The 21,915-nt window shown below is 59.2% G+C and carries 17 protein-coding genes; 14 read left to right on the top strand and 3 right to left on the bottom strand.

Features of this window, described 5'->3' with window-relative positions; all coding sequences use genetic code 11:
* Positions 1–16 precede the first annotated feature (16 nt).
* Together WDZ78_RS20030 and WDZ78_RS20025 are read right to left on the bottom strand one after the other, a co-directional pair.
* Complete coding sequence (locus WDZ78_RS20030; RefSeq protein WP_111829342.1) at positions 17–478, bottom strand: hypothetical protein; 462 nt, start codon at positions 476–478, stop codon at positions 17–19.
* 77 nt (positions 479–555) lie between these two features.
* Positions 556–1,443 (bottom strand): AraC family ligand binding domain-containing protein, encoded by an 888-nt coding sequence (locus tag WDZ78_RS20025; RefSeq protein WP_425674004.1) that lies wholly within the window; start codon positions 1,441–1,443, stop codon positions 556–558.
* A 198-nt stretch (positions 1,444–1,641) separates the two neighbouring features.
* On the opposite strand from WDZ78_RS20025, the gene WDZ78_RS20020 reads away from it, so the two are divergent.
* The 11 genes from WDZ78_RS20020 to WDZ78_RS19970 all read left to right on the top strand — a co-directional run bounded on the left by WDZ78_RS20020 (position 1,642) and on the right by WDZ78_RS19970 (position 17,166).
* Positions 1,642–3,108: an alpha-glucosidase/alpha-galactosidase gene (locus tag WDZ78_RS20020; protein ID WP_425674003.1), complete on the top strand. Its 1,467-nt coding sequence runs from the start codon at positions 1,642–1,644 to the stop codon at positions 3,106–3,108.
* Between the two features lie 107 nt (positions 3,109–3,215).
* Positions 3,216–5,303: an ABC transporter substrate-binding protein gene (locus tag WDZ78_RS20015; protein ID WP_425674002.1), complete on the top strand. Its 2,088-nt coding sequence runs from the start codon at positions 3,216–3,218 to the stop codon at positions 5,301–5,303.
* 165 nt (positions 5,304–5,468) lie between these two features.
* Positions 5,469–6,476 (top strand): ABC transporter permease, encoded by a 1,008-nt coding sequence (locus WDZ78_RS20010; RefSeq protein ID WP_020009830.1) that lies wholly within the window; start codon positions 5,469–5,471, stop codon positions 6,474–6,476.
* Between the two features lies 1 nt (position 6,477).
* Positions 6,478–7,614, top strand: a complete 1,137-nt coding sequence (locus WDZ78_RS20005; protein WP_020009831.1) for an ABC transporter permease — start codon at positions 6,478–6,480, stop codon at positions 7,612–7,614.
* A 12-nt stretch (positions 7,615–7,626) separates the two neighbouring features.
* Positions 7,627–9,294 carry an ABC transporter ATP-binding protein gene (locus tag WDZ78_RS20000; RefSeq protein WP_425674001.1) on the top strand — a complete coding sequence of 556 codons (1,668 nt, stop codon included), beginning with the start codon at positions 7,627–7,629 and terminating at the stop codon, positions 9,292–9,294.
* Between the two features lie 21 nt (positions 9,295–9,315).
* On the top strand, positions 9,316–10,689 hold the full coding sequence (locus tag WDZ78_RS19995) for an alpha-glucosidase/alpha-galactosidase (RefSeq protein WP_425674000.1): 1,374 nt from the start codon (positions 9,316–9,318) through the stop codon (positions 10,687–10,689).
* A 413-nt stretch (positions 10,690–11,102) separates the two neighbouring features.
* Positions 11,103–12,167, top strand: coding sequence for an HlyD family secretion protein (locus tag WDZ78_RS19990; protein WP_020009834.1), 1,065 nt, complete (start codon positions 11,103–11,105; stop codon positions 12,165–12,167).
* Positions 12,168–12,178: 11 nt separating this feature from the next.
* Positions 12,179–14,947, top strand: coding sequence for a ribosome-associated ATPase/putative transporter RbbA (gene rbbA, locus WDZ78_RS19985; protein ID WP_425673999.1), 2,769 nt, complete (start codon positions 12,179–12,181; stop codon positions 14,945–14,947).
* Positions 14,944–16,062, top strand: coding sequence for an ABC transporter permease (locus tag WDZ78_RS19980; protein ID WP_425673998.1), 1,119 nt, complete (start codon positions 14,944–14,946; stop codon positions 16,060–16,062). Before rbbA ends, WDZ78_RS19980 begins: the two co-directional genes overlap by 4 nt.
* 137 nt (positions 16,063–16,199) lie before the next feature.
* Positions 16,200–16,802, top strand: a complete 603-nt coding sequence (locus WDZ78_RS19975) for a hypothetical protein (protein ID WP_425673997.1) — start codon at positions 16,200–16,202, stop codon at positions 16,800–16,802.
* A gap of 217 nt (positions 16,803–17,019) precedes the next feature.
* Entirely contained in the window at positions 17,020–17,166 is a 147-nt protein-coding gene (locus tag WDZ78_RS19970) for a DUF1127 domain-containing protein (protein WP_003505647.1), read from the top strand.
* Positions 17,167–17,669: 503 nt separating this feature from the next.
* Here WDZ78_RS19970 and WDZ78_RS19965 read toward each other — a convergent pair.
* Positions 17,670–18,113, bottom strand: a complete 444-nt coding sequence (locus WDZ78_RS19965; protein ID WP_020009838.1) for a response regulator — start codon at positions 18,111–18,113, stop codon at positions 17,670–17,672.
* 479 nt (positions 18,114–18,592) lie between these two features.
* Here WDZ78_RS19965 and ftsZ point away from each other — a divergent pair, with 479 nt between their 5' ends.
* From ftsZ to WDZ78_RS19950, 3 genes are all read left to right on the top strand, one after another.
* The gene (ftsZ, locus tag WDZ78_RS19960) at positions 18,593–19,555 is read left to right on the top strand and encodes a cell division protein FtsZ (RefSeq protein ID WP_003521714.1); all 963 of its coding nucleotides are present in this window, start codon (positions 18,593–18,595) and stop codon (positions 19,553–19,555) included.
* Positions 19,556–19,943: 388 nt separating this feature from the next.
* Entirely contained in the window at positions 19,944–20,642 is a 699-nt protein-coding gene (locus tag WDZ78_RS19955) for a GntR family transcriptional regulator (protein WP_003505651.1), read from the top strand.
* A gap of 109 nt (positions 20,643–20,751) precedes the next feature.
* Positions 20,752–21,717, top strand: coding sequence for a dihydrodipicolinate synthase family protein (locus WDZ78_RS19950; RefSeq protein ID WP_003505652.1), 966 nt, complete (start codon positions 20,752–20,754; stop codon positions 21,715–21,717).
* The last annotated feature ends 198 nt before the right edge of the window (positions 21,718–21,915 follow it).

The raw sequence follows: 21,915 nt of genomic DNA, 5'->3' as shown, positions 1-21,915 counted from the left end.
CGGTTGCGCTCTATCTCTATTGCGCAAGGACCCGGAGCCGGATCCAGTTCAGCGCCGCAAGTTTGAAGCGGTCGTAAAACGAACGTGCGAAACGCACATAGCGCATGATCCAGGCGAGCCAGCCATAGGTGAGGAGCTTTTCCCGGCCCGCATGATAGATGCGCTCGACAATCAGGAAGGTGGAAAGGTGGGCAAGGATCGTCAGAACCAGACCCGACTTGAAGGCGCCATGGGCAATGAGGACGAGGCCGACGATCTTCATCGGTTCGGCAATCGCAAAGGGAACGGCAAGACAGAGGAGAATGGCAAGGCGCGGCAGCCGCTCGATGCAGCTTTCCAGCCGCTGGATAAATGTCAGGTTCGATATGGCCCTGATGACCGGCCGGTAGAGCGGACGGAAAATGCCGTCGAGAACAAGGGCGAAGATTATGATTGCCCTGATCGGAAAGACGAGGATCGTCCGGATTTTGCTGTTCACCTCGATCAGTCTCCAAAAAGGGCGTAACGCCTATCCTTAATCGCCTGAAACATGTCAAAACCAAGTCGCATTTTCTGTCAGTTCTGGCGAACGCTCGCATACATGCCGGTGGTGCGGAATTCGCTCGGGTTGGTGCCGTAGAGCCTGCGGAAGACCTTGGAAAAATAATTCGGATCCTCGAAGCCGCAAAGCACGGACACCTCCTTGATGGGAATGTTCGCAGCCGAAGTGAGAAGCTTGGCCGCCCGGCGCAGGCGCCGTTGCAGCACAAATTCCGCAGGCGGCATGCCCTCGCTTGCCGTGAAGATGCGGGAGAAATGCGCGCGGCTCAAGCCCGCCACATCAGCAAGGTCGCTGACGGACAGCCGTTCGCCAAGGTGACTGTCTATGTAGCTCAGCACCTGCTGCATCGTGCGATATTCGCCGCCGAAGGAAGGGTGCGAACCGAAGACATCATCATAAAGCGTCATCGCCGCCTCGTAAGCGACGGCCGAGGCAGCGCCTGGTGTCTCCGCGCCATTGACGAGTCTTGAGCAGCATTCGGCGAGCTGGTCCACCGTCTCGGACTTGAGTTTGAAGACGGGGCCGGTGACAGAGAGGATATTGCGGTGAATGCGCAAAGCTTCCTCGCCATTCATGGAAATCCAGAAGAATTCCCATTCCTTGCCCTCTTCCAGCCAGTAGCGGTGATTGTGGGGAATGAGCAGCAGCAGGGTTTCGCCCGGCCTCACCACATAGTGGCGGTTTTCGTAACGGAGGTTGCCCTGTCCGGCGATGCAATATTGCAGCACGGTAAAAGGCGTCTGGCCGCGTTTGCGCCCGTCCCAGTCGTAATTGCCGCTGCGGCGGATTTCATAACCGCTGCTGGTCGGCATGGTGTGCAGCGTCTGGCGGCCGCGCGGCAGCGAGACGGTTCGCATGCAGGGCCCCTGATCGATCAAATCCTGCAGCACAAAATTACCCATGAAAGCATAATCCTTCTCTGGTTCTATCGAACTTTATACGCATAATCCCGATCCGAGGAGACAGCCAGCGGGATATTGTTGCTGAAAAATTTGGGAGGAAGGCCGGTTTTCCGGGATTCTCACGGGTATTTTCCTGCAGCGCCATTTCATGATCCTTCGGCCCGTTTCACCCGTTCGATTTGCAACAGAGGTGGCGTTATGAGTTTCAAAATCGCTATTATTGGCGCAGGCAGCGTCGGTTTCACGAAAAAACTGTTCACCGATCTCCTGTGCGTGCCGGAGTTTCGCGACATCGAAGTCGCGCTGACGGATATCAGCCAGCACAATCTGGATATGATCAGGGCGATCCTCGACAAGGTGGTTGAGGCCAATGGTTTTCGCGTAAAGGTGACCGCGCATACGGACCGCCGCCGGGCGCTGGAGGGCGCGAAATATATCATCAGCTGCGTGCGGGTCGGTGGGCTCGAAGCCTATGCCGACGACATCCGCATTCCGCTGAAATACGGCATCGACCAGTGTGTGGGCGATACCATCTGCGCCGGCGGCATTCTCTATGGTCAGCGCAACATTCCGGTCATTCTCGATTTCTGCAAGGATATACGCGAAGTCGCAGCACCGGGTGCGAAATTCCTGAACTACGCCAACCCCATGGCCATGAATACCTGGGCGGCCATCGAATATGGCAAGGTGGATACCGTCGGTCTCTGCCACGGCGTACAGCATGGCGCGGAACAGATCGCCGAAATCCTCGGCGCGAATTCCCCCTCCGAACTCGATTACATCTGCTCTGGTATCAACCACCAGACATGGTTCATCGATCTGAGGCTTAACGGCCGCAAGATCGGCAAGGATGAGCTGGTCGCGGCCTTCGAGGCGCATCCGGTCTTTTCGCAGCAGGAGAAGCTGCGCATCGATGTGCTGAAGCGTTTCGGCGTCTATTCGACCGAAAGCAACGGCCATCTCTCCGAATATCTGCCGTGGTATCGCAAGCGCCCGGATGAAATCTCCCGCTGGATCGACATGTCCGACTGGATTCACGGCGAAACCGGCGGTTATCTGCGTCACTCCACCGAGACGCGCAACTGGTTCGAAACGGAGTTTCCGCAGTTCCTCGCCTCAGCCGCCAAGCCGATCGATCCGGCCAAGCGCTCCAACGAACACGCAAGCCATATTCTGGAAGCGCTGGAGACGGGACGGGTCTATCGCGGTCATTTCAACGTCAAGAACAATGGCGTCATCAGCAATCTGCCGGCGGATGCCATCATCGAATCGCCCGGCTTTGTCGACCGTTTCGGCATCAACATGGTCTCTGGCGTAACGCTGCCGGAAGCCTGTGCAGCCACGTGCATGGCCTCCATCAATGTGCAGCGCATGTCTGTCCATGCGGCGGTGAGCGGCGATATCGATCTTTTGAAGCTCGCTGTGCTGCATGACCCGCTGGTCGGCGCCGTCGCCACGCCGGAGGAGGTCTGGCAGATGGTGGACGAGATGGTTGTCGCGCAAGCGCGCTGGCTGCCGCAATATGCCGATGCCGTACCGGCGGCGAAGGAGCGGCTTGCGACATCGAGCGTCAAGACCCGCGACTGGGCCGGCGCCGCACGCCGCAACGTGCGTTCCATCGAGGAATTGCGCGCCGAGAAATCGGCGCTGAAAAAGGCTGTTTGAGGAAAAGACATGGGAACAGGTCTGGCGGCGGAAGGGAGTCCGCCGCCACGACCGGAACGATCACAGAGGGTGGGCGGTCGAAGAGCTGCCATTTGGGAGGAATGACGATGTTACTTCAACGCAGGATCGGTATCATCTCGGCACTGGGGCTCAGTGTTTCGATGATCGCACTCAATGCGAATGCCTTCGAGACCACCACGCCGCCCGAGCCGCCGCAATTTCCGGCCGAAGGCAAGATCAATTACGTGGTGCGCGACTCGATCCTCGAATTCAAGGCGCTGCCTGATTACAGCGAGCCGGACTGGGTCAGCGAGAAATTCGAAAAGACCGGCAAGCTGCCGCCGCTGAAGGAACGCCTGCCGGAAGAACCGCTGGTCTACAAGACCGGCAACATGCCAGATGGCATGGGCGTTTATGGCGATACCATGCGCCATGTGGTCGGCGGCCGGCCGGAGGGCTGGAACTATATTGCCGGCCAGAGCCAGGGCTGGGGCGGCATCGATATCGCCCTTTCCGAATGCCTGACGCGTACCGCGCCGCTTTTCCAGGTGGATGCCAAGGATACCGAGCCGCTGCCCAATCTGGCGAAAAGCTGGGAATGGTCCGAAGACGGCCACAAGCTGACGATGCATCTCGTCAAGGGGGCCAAGTGGTCGGACGGTGAACCCTTCAACGCCGATGATGTGATATTCTATTGGGAAGATGCCGTCATCGACCCTAATGTTTCACCGCTTGGCGGCGGCGCCTCGCCGGAGGCTTTCGGTGAGGGAACGACGCTGAAGAAGGTCGATGATTACACCGTCGAATGGACCTTCAAGGCTGCCTTTCCCAAGCAATATCTCTACACCATGGCATATCCGAGCTTCTGCCCCGGGCCGTCGCATATTCTGAAACCCCAGCATCCGAAATATTCCAAGAACACCTATAACCAGTTCAAGAACGCTTTCCCGCCTGAGTATATGAACATGCCGGTCATGGGCGCATGGGTGCCTGTGTCCTACCGGCCGGACGATCTCATCGTGCTGCGGCGCAACCCCTATTACTGGAAGGTCGATGAAAAGGGCCAGCAGCTGCCCTATCTCAACGAGGTCCACTACAAGCTTTCTACCTGGGCGGACCGCGATGTGCAGGCCGTTGCGGGCTCTGGCGATTTCTCAAACCTCGAACAGCCGGAGAATTTCGTTGCCTCGCTGAAACGCGCCGCAGATCCCAATGCGCCGGCCCGCCTTGCCTTTGGGCCGCGCCTCATCGGCTATAATCTGCAGATGAACTTTTCCGCCAATGGCTGGGGCAATCCGGATGAGCGCGGACAGGCCATCCGTGAGCTGAACCGCAATGAGGTATTTCGCCAGGCGGTCACTTCCGCTCTCGATCGAAAGGCGATCGGCGACTCGCTGGTGAAGGGGCCTTTCACGGCGATCTATCCGGGCGGCATTTCGTCTGGCACCAGCTTCTATGATCGCGCCTCCACGGTCTATTACCCCTTCAACCTCGAAGCCGCCAAGGCCTCGCTCGCCTCAATCGGCCTGAAGGACACCGATGGCGATGGGTTCCTGAATTTCCCCAAGGAAACGCTCGGCGGCCGCAATGTCGAGATCACCCTTCTCGTCAATAACGGCTACGCGACGGACAAGAGCCTTGCGGAAGGTCTCGTTGGCCAGATGGCGAAACTCGGCCTGCGCGTCGTCATCAACAGCCTCGATTCCAACCAGCGCGATGCCGCCCATTATGGCGGGCAGTTCGACTGGCTGGTGCGCCGCAATTCCACCGAGCTTTCCTCCGTGGTGCAGAATACCGAGCAGCTGGCACCCGTCGGCCCCCGCACAAGCTGGAACCACCGCTCGCCCGAGGGCAAGGAGCTGGATCTGATGCCGTTCGAGAAAGAGATGGCCGATCTGGTCCGCAAGTTCATTTCCTCGCAGGACAATGCCGAGCGGGCGGAACTGATGAAGCAATATCAGAAGGTCTATACGCAGAACCTCTATACGATTGGCCTCACCGAATATCCCGGTGCGCTCATCGTCAACAAGCGGTTCTCCAACGTGCCGCAGGGTACGCCGATCTTCATGTTCAACTGGGCCGAAGATTCCATCATCCGTGAACGCCTGTGGGTCGCAGCCGACAAGCAGGGCAAATACGAACTCTTCCCGCAGCAGCTTCCCGGCAAGCCGGGCGAGGGCGGGCCGATTAACTAAAGCATTTCCAGGAAAACTGGACCCCGGTTTTCCGTCCGGAAATGCGCATACCTTGAAGAACTCCTCCCGGAGAACACCCGGTACCGGTCGCGCGTGAAGCGCGGCCGGAGGCACCCGGCGGACCGCTGTCCATCACGGCCCGCCCAAACGGAGGAAGACCGTTCGATGCTGAGATTCCTGACGATACGCATAGGCTCCGCCATTCCGGTGCTGCTGATCCTGAGCGTGGTGACTTTCGCCATCATCCAGGCGCCGCCCGGAGATTATGCAGACTACATCCGCTCACAGCTGATGAACCAGGGTGGAGCGTCCTTCGAGCAGGCGGAAGCGCAGGCGCAGGCGTACCGTATCGAACACGGCCTCGATAAGCCGCTTGTCATTCAATATTTCAACTGGATCGGCGGCATCATCACCCGCGGCGATTTCGGTTACAGTTTCTATTACAACAAGCCGGTCGCCGATGTGGTTGGCGAACGCCTGCCGCGCACCATTGCGCTGGCGCTGGTCTGCCACATCTTTGCATCTGTTCTCGGCATCGCCTTCGGAATCTGGGCCGCTACACGGCAATATTCCTGGGTCGACAACCTGCTCTCCACCATCGCCTTTCTCGGCATGACGATACCGCGTTTCCTGATGGCGCTGATCCTTGTCTATCTCATGGTGTTTCATTTCGATGTGTCTGAGATCGGCAGCTTCTTCTCGCCGCAATATGGCGGTGCGCCGTGGTCGTGGGGCAAGTTTGTCGATCTGGTCAGCCATGTCTGGCCAGTCGTCGCCATCGCCGTCTTCGGCGGCCTCGCCTACAACATGCGGGTGATGCGCGGCAATCTGCTCGATACGCTGAATGCGCAATATGTGGAAACGGCGCGCGCGAAGGGCCTTTCGGAAGGCGCGGTCATCATGCGCCATGCCGTGCCGAATGCGGTGCACCCGCTCGTCATGTACCAGGGCGTTGTGCTGCCCTATATGCTGAGCGGCGAAATCGAGACCGCCATCATCTTCGCGCTGCCGACCGTCGGTCCGGCCATTGTCGGCTCCATGGCGGTGGGGGATGTCTACGTCACCGCGACCTTCATGATGGTGCTCGCCGCCACGCTGATCGTCGGCAACATCATCGCCGACATGCTGCTCGCCATGCTCGACCCGCGCGTTCGCGAATTCGGGAGGGCTTGAGATGGTGGCCGTTGACAACATGAAGACCGAAACCACCGCCACCCCCAAGCCCGAACGCGGCACGCAGGGCAACGAGTCCTATCTCGCCCTGGTATGGCGGCGTCTGAGGCGGTCCTTCACCGGCATGCTGGGGCTGGTGCTGGTCGTGCTCTTGATCCTGATCGCAATTTTCGCCGATTTCTTCGCGCCGATGAACCCGCTGGAAACCAATGCCAGCTTCTCGCCGCCGCAGGTGGTGCGTTTTTCTGACAAGGATGGCAATATCAGCCCTTTCCCCCGGGTTTATGCGACTGCCGAGACCGAAGAACTCGATCCGGTGACGTTCCAGCCTATCGTCGGACCGGACTACGACAATCCCGTCTATCTCGGCTTCTTCGTCAAAGGCGCGGAATACAGGCTTTTGGGCCTCATCCCGATGAGCCGCCACTTCTTCGGCTCGACCGACGGCCAGCCGGTGCATTTTCTCGGAACCGACAAGTTCGGGCGCGATGTGCTGTCGCGCGCCATATACGGTTCGCGCATCTCGCTCGCGATTGCGCTTAGCGTCGTCGCCATCGTCACCGTCATCGGCACCAGTGTCGGCTTGATATCAGGTTATTTCGGCGGGCCGCTGGATGCCTGGGTGCAGCGTTTTGTTGAGGTGGTGCTCGCCTTTCCGCAATTGCCGCTTTATCTCGCGTTGACATCGCTCATTCCCGTCACCGCACCGACCACCGTTTTCCTCGTCTTCGTGGTTGGCGTCATGTCGGCGCTCGGCTGGGCGCAGATGTCACGCGAGGTGCGCGGCAAGACGCTGGCGCTGGCGCGTATTGATTATGTCCGGGCGGCGATTGCCGTCGGGGCCACCGACCGGCGCATCATTTTCCAGCACATTCTGCCGAATGTGATGAGCCACGTGATCGTCGCCGTCACCCTGCATATTCCGAGCGTCGTGCTGCTCGAATCCTTCCTCGGTTTCCTCGGTTTTGCGGTGAAACCGCCGCTCATCTCCTGGGGGCTGATGCTGCAGGATACCGCGACCTATTCCGTCATCGGTTCCTATCCGTGGATCCTCGCGCCGGTCGGGTTCGTGCTGGTCACCGTCTTTGCCTTCAACGCGCTGGGCGACGGCCTGCGTGACGCCGTCGATCCCTATTGAGAGGAGCGTGACATGGTAGCTGCCCAGAACAACGCCTACGCCCCCGCCATCCGCCTCGATGCCGATGACCGCAAGGACAACGCCATTATCGATGCCCGCAACATTGCCGTGACCTTCAAGGTGGAGCACGGAACGGTGGAGGCGGTGAAAGATATTTCCTTCCAGCTCTATCGCGGCGAGACGATCGCAATCGTGGGTGAGTCAGGGTCGGGGAAATCCGTCACTGCCCGCACCGTCATGGGCCTTCTGACAAAACGGGCGACGATTTCGAAATCGGCGGTGGTGCGCTTCAACGGCGAGGACATCCTGAAATTCTCATCACGCCAGCGCCGGGCGCTACGTGGCAATCGCATTTCAATGATCTTTCAGGAGCCGATGAGTTCATTGAACCCGATCTATACGATCGGCAGTCAGATCGTCGAGGCGATCCGGGTGCACTCAAAACTCAGCCGCAAGGAAGCGGAGGCAAGGGCGCTCGATCTTCTGCGGCAGGTCCAGATACCGGAACCGGAAGCGCGGCTGAAACAATATCCGCACCAGCTTTCCGGCGGCCAGCGGCAGCGTGTGATGATCGCCATGGCGCTCTCCAATGATCCGGATGTGCTGATTGCTGATGAACCCACCACCGCGCTCGATGTTACGGTGCAGGCGCAGATTCTCAACCTTATCCGCGATCTGCAGAAAAAACGCGGCATGGCCGTGGTGCTCATTACCCATGACCTGACGATCGTGAAGCAGTTTTCCGATTACGTTTACGTCATGCAGCATGGCGAGATGCGCGAACATAACACCACCGAACAGCTGTTTGCAGCACCGCAGCACCCCTACACGAAAAGGCTGCTCGCTTCCGAACTGCAGGGAACGGCAAAGCCGCTGCCGGAGAATTCCGGCGTGCTGCTCACGGCAAGCGGCGTGCGTGTCTCCTTCATGATGCGTTATGGCGGACTGTTCAAACCGGAACTGAAGGAACTGATCGCCGTCGACAGCCTGGGGCTCACCCTCAACAGGCACGAGACTCTGGGCCTCGTCGGCGAATCCGGTTCCGGCAAGACGACCTTCGGCCAATCCCTGCTGCGGCTGAACGAACCGGTGGGCGGCGAGGTGATCTTTGATGGGGAGAGGGTCGACGGCCGCTCCCGCGCTGAGATGCGGCCCCTGCGTTCGCGCATGCAGATCGTGTTTCAGGACCCCTTCGCGTCGCTCAATCCGCGCATGACAATCGGCCAGATCATCGAGGAAGGGCTGATCATTAACGGCCTTGGCCGGACCAAGGCAGAACGGCTGGACCGGGTGCGTGATGCGCTGGAGGCGGCCGGCATGCCCGGCAACATCCTCTCACGTTTCCCGCATGAGTTCTCAGGCGGCCAGCGCCAGCGCATCGCCATTGCGCGCGCCGTGGCGCTGGAGCCGGAATTCATCCTGCTCGATGAGCCGACCTCGGCGCTCGATCTTTCCGTGCAGGCGCAGATCATCGATCTGCTGCGTAAGCTGCAGGATGAGCGGGGCTTAAGCTATCTGTTCATCTCGCACGATCTGAAAGTGGTCCGCGCGCTCTGCCACCGCGTCATCGTCATGCAGCGCGGGCAGATCGTTGAGCAAGGTCCTGTCGAGGATGTGCTGACAAACCCAAAAACAGAATATACTCAGCGGCTTGTACGGGCCGCCTTCGAAATCGCTTGAATTCCAATGCCGGAGGTAGACATGGCAAGAGATCCCAAGATCACATTTATCGGCGCAGGCTCCACGGTGTTCATGAAGAACATCGTCGGCGACGTGCTGCAGCGTCCGGCCCTTTCGGGCGCCACCATCGCACTCATGGATATCAACCGCGAAAGGCTGGAAGAAAGCGCCATCGTCGTCAACAAGCTGATTTCGACGCTGGGGGCAAAGGCGAAGGCCGAGACCTATACAGACCAGAAAAAGGCGCTTGCCGGCGCGGATTTCGTCGTCGTCGCTTTCCAGATCGGCGGGTACGAGCCCTGCACGGTCACCGATTTCGAGGTGCCGCGCAAATATGGCCTGCGCCAGACCATTGCCGATACGCTCGGCGTCGGCGGCATCATGCGCGGTCTTCGCACCGTGCCGCATCTGTGGAAGATCTGCGACGACATGCTGGCCGTCTGCCCGAACGCGATCATGCTGCAATATGTGAATCCCATGGCGATCAATACCTGGGCGATTGCCGAGAAGTACCCGACGATCCGGCAGGTGGGTCTTTGCCATTCGGTTCAGGGCACGGCCATGGAACTCGCCCATGATCTCGATATCCCATACGAGGAAATCCGTTACCGTTCGGCCGGCATCAATCACATGGCGTTTTTCCTCGAATTCGAACATCGCCAGCCGGATGGCAGCTACAGGAGCCTTTATCCCGATCTCGTGCGCGCCTATCGCGAAGGCCGTGCGCCAAAGCCCGGCTGGAACCCGCGCTGCCCCAACAAGGTGCGTTACGAGATGCTGACGCGGCTCGGTTATTTCGTTACCGAAAGTTCCGAGCATTTTGCCGAATATACGCCCTATTTCATCAAGGAAGGACGCGAAGACCTGATCGAGAAATTCGGCATCCCGCTTGATGAATATCCGAAGCGCTGCATCGAGCAGATCGAGCGCTGGAAAGGGCAGGCGGCGGCCTATCGTTCGGCCGAGAAGATCGAGGTCAAACAATCGAAGGAATATGCTTCCTCCATCATCAACTCGGTCTGGACCGGCGAGCCTTCTGTCATCTACGGCAACCAGCGTAACAATGGCTGCATCACCTCGCTGCCATCAGATTGCGCGGCGGAAGTGCCCTGCCTGGTCGATCATAACGGCATACAGCCGACCTTCATCGGCGAATTGCCGCCGCAACTGACAGCGCTGATGCGCACCAACATCAATGTGCAGGAACTGACGGTTCGGGCGCTGATGAGCGAAAATCGCGAGCATATCTTCCATGCCGCGATGATGGACCCGCATACCGCAGCCGAACTCGACCTCGACCAGATATGGTCGCTGGTGGACGATCTGCTGCTGGCCCATCGCGACTGGCTGCCGGAATGGACGCAGGTGGAGGTGAAGCGGGCGCGGGCGGTGTGAAATGGGGGGGCGGTAAATTGGAAGTCGCGGGGTTTCGTCTGCGGCCGTTCACCGACACGCCTCTTTCCATATTCGACGTCATCCTCGGGCTCGTCCCGAGGATCCAACCACGTAGCGAAAATTGATGGGTAGCAGATGCTCGGGACAGGCCCGAGCATGACGGAGGGATTGTCATGCTGTCCATCACTTTCGGTGCTGGGTTCCCATGGCGTTTCCAATCGCTGCCCGAAAACTCTCATGCACTTGACTTGTGTCAAAGCCACGAAGCGCACCCTCACTTAAACAGCTGCATGACCCGGACCATTTCCTCAAACAGAAGAAATGTCGGGTGCGAATTCTAAACGCGATGGTGGCTGGCTTCTTCGGTTTTTGCGTATTACGGTTGAAACCTGAAGGGTTCATGGGGAAGACGGATGTCTAAAAAAGGCTTGCTCATTGGTCTGGTGGTTCTGGCTGTTGCCGTTGCCGCTTACTTTGCCTGGTCGAAGCTGAAGGGGGAGGGGCTGCCTTCCGGTTTCGCGTCCAGCAACGGTCGGATCGAGGCGGTCGAGATCGACATTTCCACCAAGACCGCCGGTCGCCTTCAGGACATCATGGTGCGCGAAGGCGATTTCGTGAAGGCCGGGCAGGTGCTGGCGCAGATGGACACCGCCCAGCTGGAAGCGCGGAAGCGTCAGGCGGAAGCACAGTTTCGCCGTGCGAAAATAGCAATCGATACGGCCAACAGCCTTGTCGCCCAGCGGGAGGCGGAGAAGACCTCGGCGCTGGCGATCGTGGAACAGCGCAAGGCCCAGCTTGATTCCGCCTCCAAGACCTATGCGCGCTCGAAGCAGCTGCTGACGGGCAATGCCGTTTCGCAGCAGATCGTCGACGACGGTGAAGCCGCCGAGCTGTCCGCCCGCGCCACACTCGCCTCCGCGCAGGCCTCGCTTGCCGCCTCCGATGCGGCAATCAACGCGGCCAAAGCGCAGATCATTGATGCCGAGGCGGCTGTCGATGCGGCGCAGGCCGATATTGAAAGCATTGAGACTGACATAGCCGATGCGACGCTGAAATCGCCCCGCGACGGCCGCGTGCAATATAGGATCGCCCAGCCGGGAGAGGTGCTGTCCGCCGGTGGACGAGTTCTCAACCTCGTCGATCTCGGAGACGTCTACATGACCTTCTTCCTGCCGACGGCAGAGGCTGGCCGCACGTCCATGGGCTCCGATGTGCGCCTGATACTGGATGCGGCACCGCAATACACCATCCCGGCGAAAGTTTCCTTCGTCGCAGATGTCGCGCAGTTCACGCCGAAGACGGTTGAAACCGAGGAGGAACGTCAGAAGCTCACCTTCCGGGTGCGGGCGCAAATCCCGCAGGAACTGCTGCAGAAATATATCCAATATGTCAAAACCGGACTGCCCGGCATGGCCTATGTCCGGCTTGATCCGCAGGCCGCCTGGCCGGAAAACCTCGAACGCAATCTCGTCAAGTGACGGTGGCCACCATGGTCGCGCCTCCCGCAACGAATGACAGGCATGCACCGGTCGCGCGATTGACCGATGTGCGGCTGACCTTCGGAAGCACCGTCGCGCTGGCCGACATATCGGTCGAGATTCCCGCAGGACGGATGATAGGGCTTATCGGGCCTGACGGCGTCGGCAAGTCGAGCCTGTTGTCGCTCGTCTCCGGCGCGCGGGCCATCCAGAAGGGCAAGGTGGAGGTTCTGGGCGGCGACATGTCCGATCCGCGCCACCGTGAGGATACCTGCCCGCGTATCGCCTATATGCCGCAGGGTCTTGGCAAGAACCTTTACCCCACCCTGTCCGTCTTCGAGAATATCGACTTTTTCGGCAGGCTGTTCGGACAGGGCAGCAGGGAGCGGCAGGCGCGCATTGCCGAATTGCTGGAGAGCACCGGCCTCGAACCATTCGCCGATCGCCCCGCGATGAAACTTTCCGGCGGCATGAAGCAGAAGCTGGGGCTCTGCTGCGCGCTTATCCACGATCCCGACCTGCTTATCCTTGATGAGCCGACCACAGGCGTTGACCCGCTGTCGCGCCGGCAGTTCTGGGAATTGATCGATTCCATCCGGGCCGGGCGTCCGGGCATGAGCGTCATCGTCGCCACGGCCTATATGGAAGAGGCCGCCGGTTTCGACTGGCTGGTCGCCATGGATGGCGGCAAAATACTGGCAACCGGTTCGCCCGCCGAACTTCTCGAGCGCACTTCGGCACCCAATCTCGATGCAGCCTTCATCGCGCTTCTTCCCGAAGAAAAGCGCAAGGGTTACCACGAGGTCCATATCGTGCCGCGCAAGGTGACGGGTGAGGGCGATTACGCCATCGAGGCGTCGCATCTCAGCATGCGCTTCGGTGATTTCACCGCCGTCGACAATGTCAGCTTCAAGATTCCGCGCGGCGAGATTTTCGGCTTTCTCGGTTCGAACGGCTGCGGAAAATCCACCACCATGAAGATGCTGACCGGGCTTCTGGCGGCCAGCGAAGGCGAGGCCAAGCTCTTCGGGCACAAGGTGGATGCGAGCGACATGGCGATCCGCCACCGCGTCGGTTACATGAGCCAGGCCTTCTCGCTTTATTCAGAACTGACGGTGCGGCAGAACCTCGATCTTCACGCCCGCCTGTTCAAGCTGCCGGAAGACACCATTCAGCCGCGTATCGCCGAAATGGCGGAGCGATTCGATCTCGGCGCGGTCATGGAAACCCTGCCGGACGACCTGCCGCTCGGCATCCGGCAGAGGCTGTCGCTGGCGGTGGCGATGATCCATTCGCCTGACATTCTCATCCTCGATGAGCCGACCTCCGGTGTCGACCCGGTGGCGCGCGACGGGTTCTGGCAAATCCTTGCCGATCTCTCGCGCAACGACAATGTCACCATCTTCATCTCCACCCATTTCATGAACGAGGCGGAGCGCTGCGACCGTATTTCGCTGATGCATGCCGGCAAGGTGCTGATCAGCGATACGCCTGACGCGATTACCAAGAGCCGCAATGCCGCAACGCTTGAAGAAGCTTTTGTCGCCTATCTCGAGGATGCCTCGGGTGTGAAAAAGGCGGAACCTGTGGCACCGTCCGCTCCGGCAGCTGAGGTGCCCACGACACAACATGCCGCCCCCGTCCGCAAGAGGTTTTTCGATTTCAGGCGCATGTTCAGCTATACCCGCCGTGAGGCGCTGGAATTGCAGCGTGATCCCATTCGCGGCACGCTGGCGGTGCTCGGCAGCGTCATCCTGATGTTTGTCATCGGATACGGCATCAATCTCGATGTTGAGGACCTGACTTTCGCGGTACTGGACCGTGACGATTCCACCATCAGCCGTGACTACGCGCTCGATATTGCCGGCTCCCGTTATTTCATCGAAAAGGAACCGATCCGCGACTATGCCGATATGGATCGGCGCATGCGTGATGGGGAACTCAGCCTTGCCATTGAAATTCCCCCCGGCTTTGGCCGGGATGTCTTGCGCGGCAAGACGGTGGAGGTGGGCGCCTGGATCGACGGCGCCATGCCGCAGCGCGCCGAGACGGTGCGCGGTTACGTGCAGGGTATGCACCAGACATGGCTTGCGCGAAAGGCCGCCGAGATTTACGGCAGCGCCGCCACGCAGAACAGCTTCAGCATCGAGACGCGCTATCGTTACAACCCCGACGTCAAGAGCCTCGTCGCCATGGTGCCGGCGGTCATTCCGCTGCTGCTCATGCTTATTCCCGCCATGCTGGCGGCGCTCAGCGTCGTCAGGGAAAAGGAGCTTGGCTCCATCGTCAATCTTTATGTGACGCCGACCACGCGGCTGGAATTCCTGATCGGCAAGCAGCTTCCCTATGTCGCCCTCGGCATGCTCAACTTCCTGCTTCTGACGGCATTTGCGGTCTTCGTCTTCCAGGTGCCTTTCACCGGAAGTTATCTCGCCTATGCGGCGGGAGCGCTGCTCTACGTCATCATCGCCACCTCCATCGGCCTTCTCATGTCATCTTTCATGAAGAGCCAGATCGCAGCGATTTTCGGCACGGCCCTGCTGACGCTCATTCCGGCCACGCAATATTCGGGCATGATCGATCCCGTCTCCTCGCTGCAGGGCGCCGGCGCCTTTATCGGTAACATCTATCCGGCCACCTATTTCATGACCATTTCGCGCGGGACCTTTTCGAAGGGGCTTGATTTCGCCGGGCTTTCCGGCTCGTTCCTGCCGCTCATCATCGCCATTCCGCTGCTGCTTATTGCCGGTGCCGCACTTTTGAGGAAACAGGCGTCATGAGGCTGTTTTCGTCCAACATCTTCCAGCTAGGCATCAAGGAACTGCGTGGCCTTGCGCGTGACGGCATGCTGCTGCTCCTGATTGTCTACGCTTTCACGCTGCAGATCTACACCGGCTCCAGCGCGCTGCCGGAAACGCTGAACAATGCCGCCATCGCCATTGTCGATGAGGATCAGTCACCGCTTTCCGGCCGCATCAGCACGGCGTTTTATCCACCCTATTTCGCATCGCCGAAGCAGATTTCCATCGCGGAAATGGACAAGCGCATGGATGCGGGCCTCGATACTTTCGCGCTCAACATCCCGCCGGATTTCCAGCGCCGGCTGATGGCGGGCCAAAAACCGGCCATCCAGCTCAATATCGACGCCACCCGCATGAGCCAGGCCTTCAGCGGCGGCGGTTATGTGCAGAGCATCGTGACCAGCGAAGTTCAGGAATATGTCAACCGCTCTCGCGGTGCGACTGCGGTGCCGGTGGACCTCACCCTGCGCTCCCGTTTCAACCCGGAGCTGGACAAGTCCTGGTTCGGCTCGATCAACAATATCATCACCGCCATCACCATGCTGTCGATCGTGCTGACGGGGGCGGCGCTCATTCGCGAGCGGGAGCACGGCACGGTCGAGCATCTGCTGGTCATGCCGGTCACGCCGCTGGAAATCATGCTCAGCAAGGTCTGGTCCATGGGCCTCGTCGTGCTGGTGGCCTCGGCATTTTCCCTGTTCGTGGTCGTCAGGGGGCTGCTCGCCATTCCGATCGAAGGCTCGCTTTCGCTTTTCCTGCTCGGAACGGCATTGCAACTCTTCGCCATGACCTCGATGGGCATATTCCTCGCGACCGTCGCCGGTTCCATGCCGCAATTCGGCATGTTGCTGATCCTGTTCCTGCTGCCGCTGCAGGTGCTCTCGGGTGCCATGACGCCGCGTGAAAGCATGCCTGATATCATCCAGTACATCATGCTTCTTGCGCCAAACACCCATTTTGTCATTCTGGCGCAATCGGTGCTTTTCAGAGGGGCGGGGCTGGATGTGGTCTGGCCGCAATTGCTGGCGCTGCTGGCCATCGGCTCCGCGCTCTTCGTTTTTGCGCTTCGCCGTTTCAGGCGGTTCCTGCGCTGACAACAGCCGGATTTTCCGCTTGTTCTGCCCATTTCCGCGCAAGTTGAATTAATTGTGTTCGGTAACGGTATGTTCGCCTTCCGTGAATATGCCTATGAGGACGGCTGGGTAAGCGGGCTTTGTTCAGGAGTAGCAAAATGAATATTGCGGCACGTCTTTCACTGGCAGCCATGATCGCTCTGGCGGCAACACCATCCCTCGCGTCGGAAGATATGACGTCGGAGACGAGCGAAGCGATATTCGGTTTTGGCGGCGCCATGACGAAAGAAGACATGCTGAAAAGTGCAGCTCTCTTTCCGGTGGAATATGAGCGCAACGCCATTCTGGGCGGCGGCTACCAGTTTTATCCCTACCATATCGGCAACGTGAAACTCGGCGGCGAAATCGGCGTCGCTGCCAGATTTGGCAAGGGCTTTACGGGTGAAGTCTGGGCGGGTCCCGTTGCGCGTTACGAGCAGATCAGGCTCGGAGAGCGGCTGTTCATCACGCCAAGCTTTACCGCCGGCCTCAGCCTTGTCACGGATGCGCAGCGGGGCCGCGAGCGCGAACAGGAAATCAAGGACGACGGCAATGCCAATGTCCTGTTTTATCTGGGTCCGGAAATCAACGTGTCCTTCAGCGAGGATTCCTCGACGGAATTCTTCTGGCGTCTTCACCACCGTTCCGGCGGTGGCAAAACATTGGGCAATATGAAAGGCGCCACAAACGCCAACGTCTTCGGCGTCCGCTACAAGTTCTGAGCGGCAGGGATGGTCCAACGCCCGGTGAAATGTCTGAATTTCAGTCACGTTTCTTTTTCGCCGCAAACCCTCATGGGGAACCCGTGCGTGTAGTGCATGGGTGGATTGCCTTATTCTGCCTGTTAATGCGTCATCGAAAAGCGCATATAGAGGACATCAAAGGACGCCGGGACGAAAACGTTACTGACGTCACCTAAACCTCAGAAAGGGTAATGTCATGAACGTAGCACGCAGCTTCAACAATTGGCGCAAATATCGTCAGACCATCAACGAACTCGGCCGTATGAGCAGCCGTGAACTGCACGATCTCGGTATCGATCGCAGCCAGATCACCAGCGTCGCCCGCGCCGCCGTCGGCAAGTAATCATAACGATATTGCCGCTATTGAATGCCCAAACGCCCGCTTTGCGGGCGTTTTTGTTTTGGACACCTCTCCTGCGTCATCCTCGGGCTTGACCCGGGGGTCCATTGCTTTCCACGGGTGGGGATCCTCAGGTCAAGCCCGAGGATGACGTTGACTATGTGTAAAGCGATGTCATTCCACTCCCGAGGACGACTGAAGCGAGCCAATCGCCGGGAATTTTCGACGATGAATATCGCCATGCGCCAAGCGCATATCTGTGCTGCAACCTTGTGCCTGTCAAACGCGCAGAAAAATGGTATCTTCCAATCATCGAAACGGATGTACCTCCTCCCACATCCTTTCGGTAATGCGGGTGATCCTACTCCTCCTCCCAAAGGATTGCCCCGGGGACAGCGGTTTTCCTCCTCCCATATCGCTGTTCATCTTTTCAAAAAGCCTGCCGCACCTCCTCCCGCGGCAGGCTTTTTTGTTTTCGAAAACTTCGCTTTATCTTTAGGATTATCTTAGTCGAAAGCCATCATGCCGATGGGCGTTATGGCATGGGTGCCTGCGCGTCTGGCAAGGGCATAAGCAAGGCACTGCTCCACGGCATCCTGCGGCACGGGCTTGGCGATCACGCCGGCGCCGATGCCGAGATTGACGACGACTTCGGGGTTCGCCGTCATGAAGATCACCACCACGCCATGGTCTTCGGAAAGCCGCCGCCCGATTTCCGGGCCGGTCTGTCCATCGGCAAGATTGACGTCTACGAAGGCAATATCAGCTCGGCTGCCAAGCGCCACGGCTTCTTCCAGCCGGTTGGCGATGCCGATGACATCTGCCTCTTCTTCCGCCTGCAAAATGGAATCCTCTATATCCATGGCGATGAGGAACTCGTCTTCCACGATCAGCACACGCGGTTGTTCCGTGCGGAAACCCGGTTCGTTCTGCAAGACGTCTGCCAACATATGCCTGTCTCCATTCTGTGTGCTTCAGAGCATCGGACCGAAAGTGCAGCGCGGTTTTCCAGGCATCCGATGCTTCCACTAAACCTGGAGCGGGGAGGGCGGGTTCCGTTTTATCGCCCGCCGCTCCAGCGTGGTCGGCAAGCAAACACTTGTCAGCGTAACTCGTTCCAAAGTGAGATAAACATAGTGAATGGAGTGTAAACGGCGTGCCTTTTCGGCTATCACCTCTAGGAAGCGAAGCAGTTGATTCGGTTCGGTTTTCATCCGGGGAAGGGGTCGGAGAACGTCGCCGTGAAGCATCTTTCGCCCCCTGGAACGCCGGTCTTTCGCCATTATGGGACGATAGGCCGGCATGAGAATTCAAAGCGTTACAGCCTCTTTCCCTCTCGGGGAGGAAGCGCTGAGAGCTTGCCGATCATTCGCGTGCCGCGGTCAAAAAACGGCGCCGGACCCTATGAGTTTAGAAAGAGAATAACACGATGACCCAGTCTCCGCGCGCCACCATTGCCCGCAACACGCCAAATATCGCCGTCGTCGGCGTCGGCGGCGGCGGCGGCAATGCGATCAACAACATGATTGCCGAGGGCATCGGCGGGGTGGATTTCATCGCCGCCAATACGGATGCGCAGGCGCTGAAGAAGACCAATGCACCGCGGCTCGTGCAGCTCAGCTCCGAACTGACCGGCGGGCTTGGCGCGGGCGCCGATCCCGAGGTCGGTCGTCAGGCGGCGATCGATTCCCTCGACGAGATCATGGATCACCTGAGCGGTTACGACATGTGCTTCATCACCGCCGGCATGGGCGGCGGCACCGGCACGGGTGCGGCTCCCGTCATCGCGGAAGCCTGCCGGGCGAAGAACATCCTCACCGTTGGTGTGGTCACGCTTCCCTTCAGCTTCGAGGGCGCGCGCCGCATGCGGGCTGCGGAATATGGCTTTGCCAACCTGCTCAACACGGCCGATACCGTCATCGTCATTCCCAACCAGAACCTGCTGCGCATCGCCGATGCCGGCACCACCTTCGAAAATGCGCTGAAGACGGCCGACAAGGTCCTGTCGCTTGGCGTGCGCTGCATCACTGATCTCATCCTGCGCGAAGGCCTCGTCAATCTCGATTTCGCCGATGTGCGCTATGTCATGAAGAATGGCGGCCGTGCGCTGATGGGCACGGCGCAGGCCAAGGGCGAAAAACGCGCTTCGGAAGCGGCTGCTGCTGCCATCGCCAATCCGCTGCTCGGTGAGCCGTCGCTGAAAGAAGCACGCGGCGCGCTTGTTTCCATTTCCGGCGGCAATGACCTGACGCTTTACGAGATCGATGAAGCGATGACGCTGGTGCGTGAGGCGGTCAGCGAGGAGACCGATGTGGTGATGGGCGCTTCCTTCGACCCGACGCTGGACGGCGCTTTCAAGATTTCCGTCGTGGCCACCGGCCTGCGCAACTGAGGCTGGCTTGAGGCGGGACATTGCTGGGCGTTTCTTCTCCCCGCCGGGGAGAAGGTGGCCCGAAGGGTCGGATGAGGGGGCTAGCTCTCCGAATATCTCTACCCTTGCCCCCTCATCCCGCTGCCGCGGACTTCTCCCCCTCGGGGAGAAGAGACAAGCGGCTTACTCTTTGCTTCCTGGTTAAATCGCCTTCTTTAGTCGGCGATGCCGTATAAACAGCGTCCACGCCACAAACTGAACGATCAAAAGCCGTCGCGGGCAATTTTCGCGACGGCTTTTTGTTGTTTTTGAACAATTATTCCGCCATTCGAAGAGGCGACGGCGCTGCGCGGCGTTGATTGCGAAAAAATATAATAGTACTCTTTATGTCGACAAGAGGGATTTGATGATGACGGATATAATTGCTTCTGCCGAGCGCAAGCGCGGCTCCGGCGTGAAGATGGTCTATGATCTGCTGCGCGACGAGATTCTCGATCTGGTTCTGCCTCCGGGCAGCCCCATCGATGAGGTGCAGCTTGCCGAACGGTTCAAGATGTCGCGCACGCCCATCCGCGAGGCGCTGGTGCGGCTTTCGGGCGAGGGGCTGATCGATACGTTGCCGAACCGTTCGACCATGGTGTCGAATATCGATTTCCTCAACATGCACACCTATTTCGATGCGCTGGTCTTGATGTACCGGGTCACGACCCAGCTTGCCGCGCAATATCACCGTCCGGAAGATCTGGCCGGAATCCGCGCCCATAATGCGGAATTCGCCATCGCGGTCGAAGAGCAGGATGCGCTGGCGATGATTTCCACCAACGCCGCCCTTCACCTCTCCATCGCTGAAGCCGGGCGCAATCCCTATTTCACCAGCCTGTTCAAGCGGCTTTTGGATGAGGGACGGCGCATCCTCAGGCTTTATTACCAGTCCTATGATGATCGTCTGCCCAAGCGTTTCGTCGATGATCATGAAGAGATGATCGCGGCGATTGCCGCTCGCGATATCGCTCTTTCCGAAAGGCTGGCGCGGGAGCACGCCGAACAGATCGTGCGGCAGGTGCAGAAACTGCTGGTGCGAAACGAACGGCTGGAAATAAATCTGTAGCTTGTCGATTTCTTGTCGACAAATAAAATACAAGATAGTAATGTCCCTGTCGAAAGGGTGGCGCGGACGTGCGTCCATTCCCGAAAAACATGTCCCTTAGGAGCTAGTAATGACGGCCAGCATTTTTTCCGGCGTGATTCCCGCCTTGATGACCCCTTGTAAGGATGATCGCACCCCTGATTTCGATGCGCTTGTCCGCAAGGGCAAGGAACTGATCGCCGATGGCATGTCGGCGGTGGTCTATTGCGGCTCCATGGGCGACTGGCCGCTCCTGACGGATGAGCAGCGTATGGAAGGCGTCGAGCGCCTGGTGAAGGCTGGCATTCCGGTCATCGTCGGCACGGGTGCGGTCAACACGGCGTCTGCCGTTGCCCATGCCGCCCACGCCCAGAAGGTCGGCGCCAAGGGCCTGATGGTCATTCCGCGCGTCCTGTCGCGTGGTTCGGTCATCTCTGCCCAGAAGGCTCACTTCAAGGCCATCCTCGCGGCCGCACCTGAAATTCCGGCCGTCATCTACAACAGCCCCTATTACGGCTTCGCCACCCGCGCCGATCTCTTCTTCGCGCTGCGCGCCGAACACAAGAACCTCGTCGGCTTCAAGGAATTCGGCGGCCCGGCGGATATGCGTTACGCCGCTGAGAACATCACCAGCCGCGATGACGACGTGACCCTGATGATCGGCGTCGATACCGCCGTTTTCCACGGCTTCGTCAATTGCGGCGCAACCGGCGCCATCACCGGCATCGGCAACGTTCTGCCGAAGGAAGTCATTCACCTCTGCAAGCTTTCGCAGGCCGCCGCCAAGGGTGATGCGGATGCCCGTGCCCGCGCGCTGGAACTGGAACAGGCGCTCGCCGTTCTCTCGTCCTTCGATGAGGGCCCGGATCTGGTTCTCTATTTCAAGCATATGATGGTGCTGAAGGGCGACAAGGAATACACGCTGCACTTCAACGAGACCGACGCCTTGACGGACAGCCAGCGCGGTTATGTCGAGGCGCAGTTCAAGCTGTTCAACAGCTGGTACGCCGACTGGAGCAAGCTTCCGGGCGCAGTGCAGGCCTGCAAGGCGGCCTGAGCAGTCGCTGACGTGAAAACAAAAGGCCCGCAAATGCGGGCCTTTTTGTATTTATGAGGTTTGAGCGTTTCTTGGCTTCGACGTCATCCCCGAACTTGTCCCACGGCTGTTCGGTTTAAATTTTCTGCTGGCTACAATCCCCACGAAGTTGGTGATGAAGAGTGGATATTCTCTCGGCGTCATCCCCGGCCTTGTGCC

It is taken from the genome of Agrobacterium sp. M50-1, from assembly GCF_049843495.1.
Lineage (GTDB): Bacteria > Pseudomonadota > Alphaproteobacteria > Rhizobiales > Rhizobiaceae > Agrobacterium > Agrobacterium radiobacter.
This window is presented reverse-complemented; position numbering and strand designations above follow the sequence as displayed.

Excerpts from the sequence above, each read along its gene's own strand:
- WDZ78_RS20025 (WP_425674004.1), bottom strand. The coding sequence starts at position 1,443 with ATGGGTAATTTTGTGCTGCAGGATTTGATCGATCAGGGGCCCTGCATG.
- WDZ78_RS20020 (WP_425674003.1), top strand. The coding sequence starts at position 1,642 with ATGAGTTTCAAAATCGCTATTATTGGCGCAGGCAGCGTCGGTTTCACG.
- WDZ78_RS20015 (WP_425674002.1), top strand. The coding sequence starts at position 3,216 with ATGTTACTTCAACGCAGGATCGGTATCATCTCGGCACTGGGGCTCAGT.
- WDZ78_RS20010 (WP_020009830.1), top strand. The coding sequence starts at position 5,469 with ATGCTGAGATTCCTGACGATACGCATAGGCTCCGCCATTCCGGTGCTG.
- WDZ78_RS20005 (WP_020009831.1), top strand. The coding sequence starts at position 6,478 with ATGGTGGCCGTTGACAACATGAAGACCGAAACCACCGCCACCCCCAAG.
- WDZ78_RS20000 (WP_425674001.1), top strand. The coding sequence starts at position 7,627 with ATGGTAGCTGCCCAGAACAACGCCTACGCCCCCGCCATCCGCCTCGAT.
- WDZ78_RS19995 (WP_425674000.1), top strand. The coding sequence starts at position 9,316 with ATGGCAAGAGATCCCAAGATCACATTTATCGGCGCAGGCTCCACGGTG.
- WDZ78_RS19990 (WP_020009834.1), top strand. The coding sequence starts at position 11,103 with ATGTCTAAAAAAGGCTTGCTCATTGGTCTGGTGGTTCTGGCTGTTGCC.
- rbbA (WP_425673999.1), top strand. The coding sequence starts at position 12,179 with ATGGTCGCGCCTCCCGCAACGAATGACAGGCATGCACCGGTCGCGCGA.
- WDZ78_RS19980 (WP_425673998.1), top strand. The coding sequence starts at position 14,944 with ATGAGGCTGTTTTCGTCCAACATCTTCCAGCTAGGCATCAAGGAACTG.
- WDZ78_RS19975 (WP_425673997.1), top strand. The coding sequence starts at position 16,200 with ATGAATATTGCGGCACGTCTTTCACTGGCAGCCATGATCGCTCTGGCG.
- WDZ78_RS19970 (WP_003505647.1), top strand. The coding sequence starts at position 17,020 with ATGAACGTAGCACGCAGCTTCAACAATTGGCGCAAATATCGTCAGACC.
- WDZ78_RS19965 (WP_020009838.1), bottom strand. The coding sequence starts at position 18,113 with ATGTTGGCAGACGTCTTGCAGAACGAACCGGGTTTCCGCACGGAACAA.
- ftsZ (WP_003521714.1), top strand. The coding sequence starts at position 18,593 with ATGACCCAGTCTCCGCGCGCCACCATTGCCCGCAACACGCCAAATATC.
- WDZ78_RS19955 (WP_003505651.1), top strand. The coding sequence starts at position 19,944 with ATGACGGATATAATTGCTTCTGCCGAGCGCAAGCGCGGCTCCGGCGTG.
- WDZ78_RS19950 (WP_003505652.1), top strand. The coding sequence starts at position 20,752 with ATGACGGCCAGCATTTTTTCCGGCGTGATTCCCGCCTTGATGACCCCT.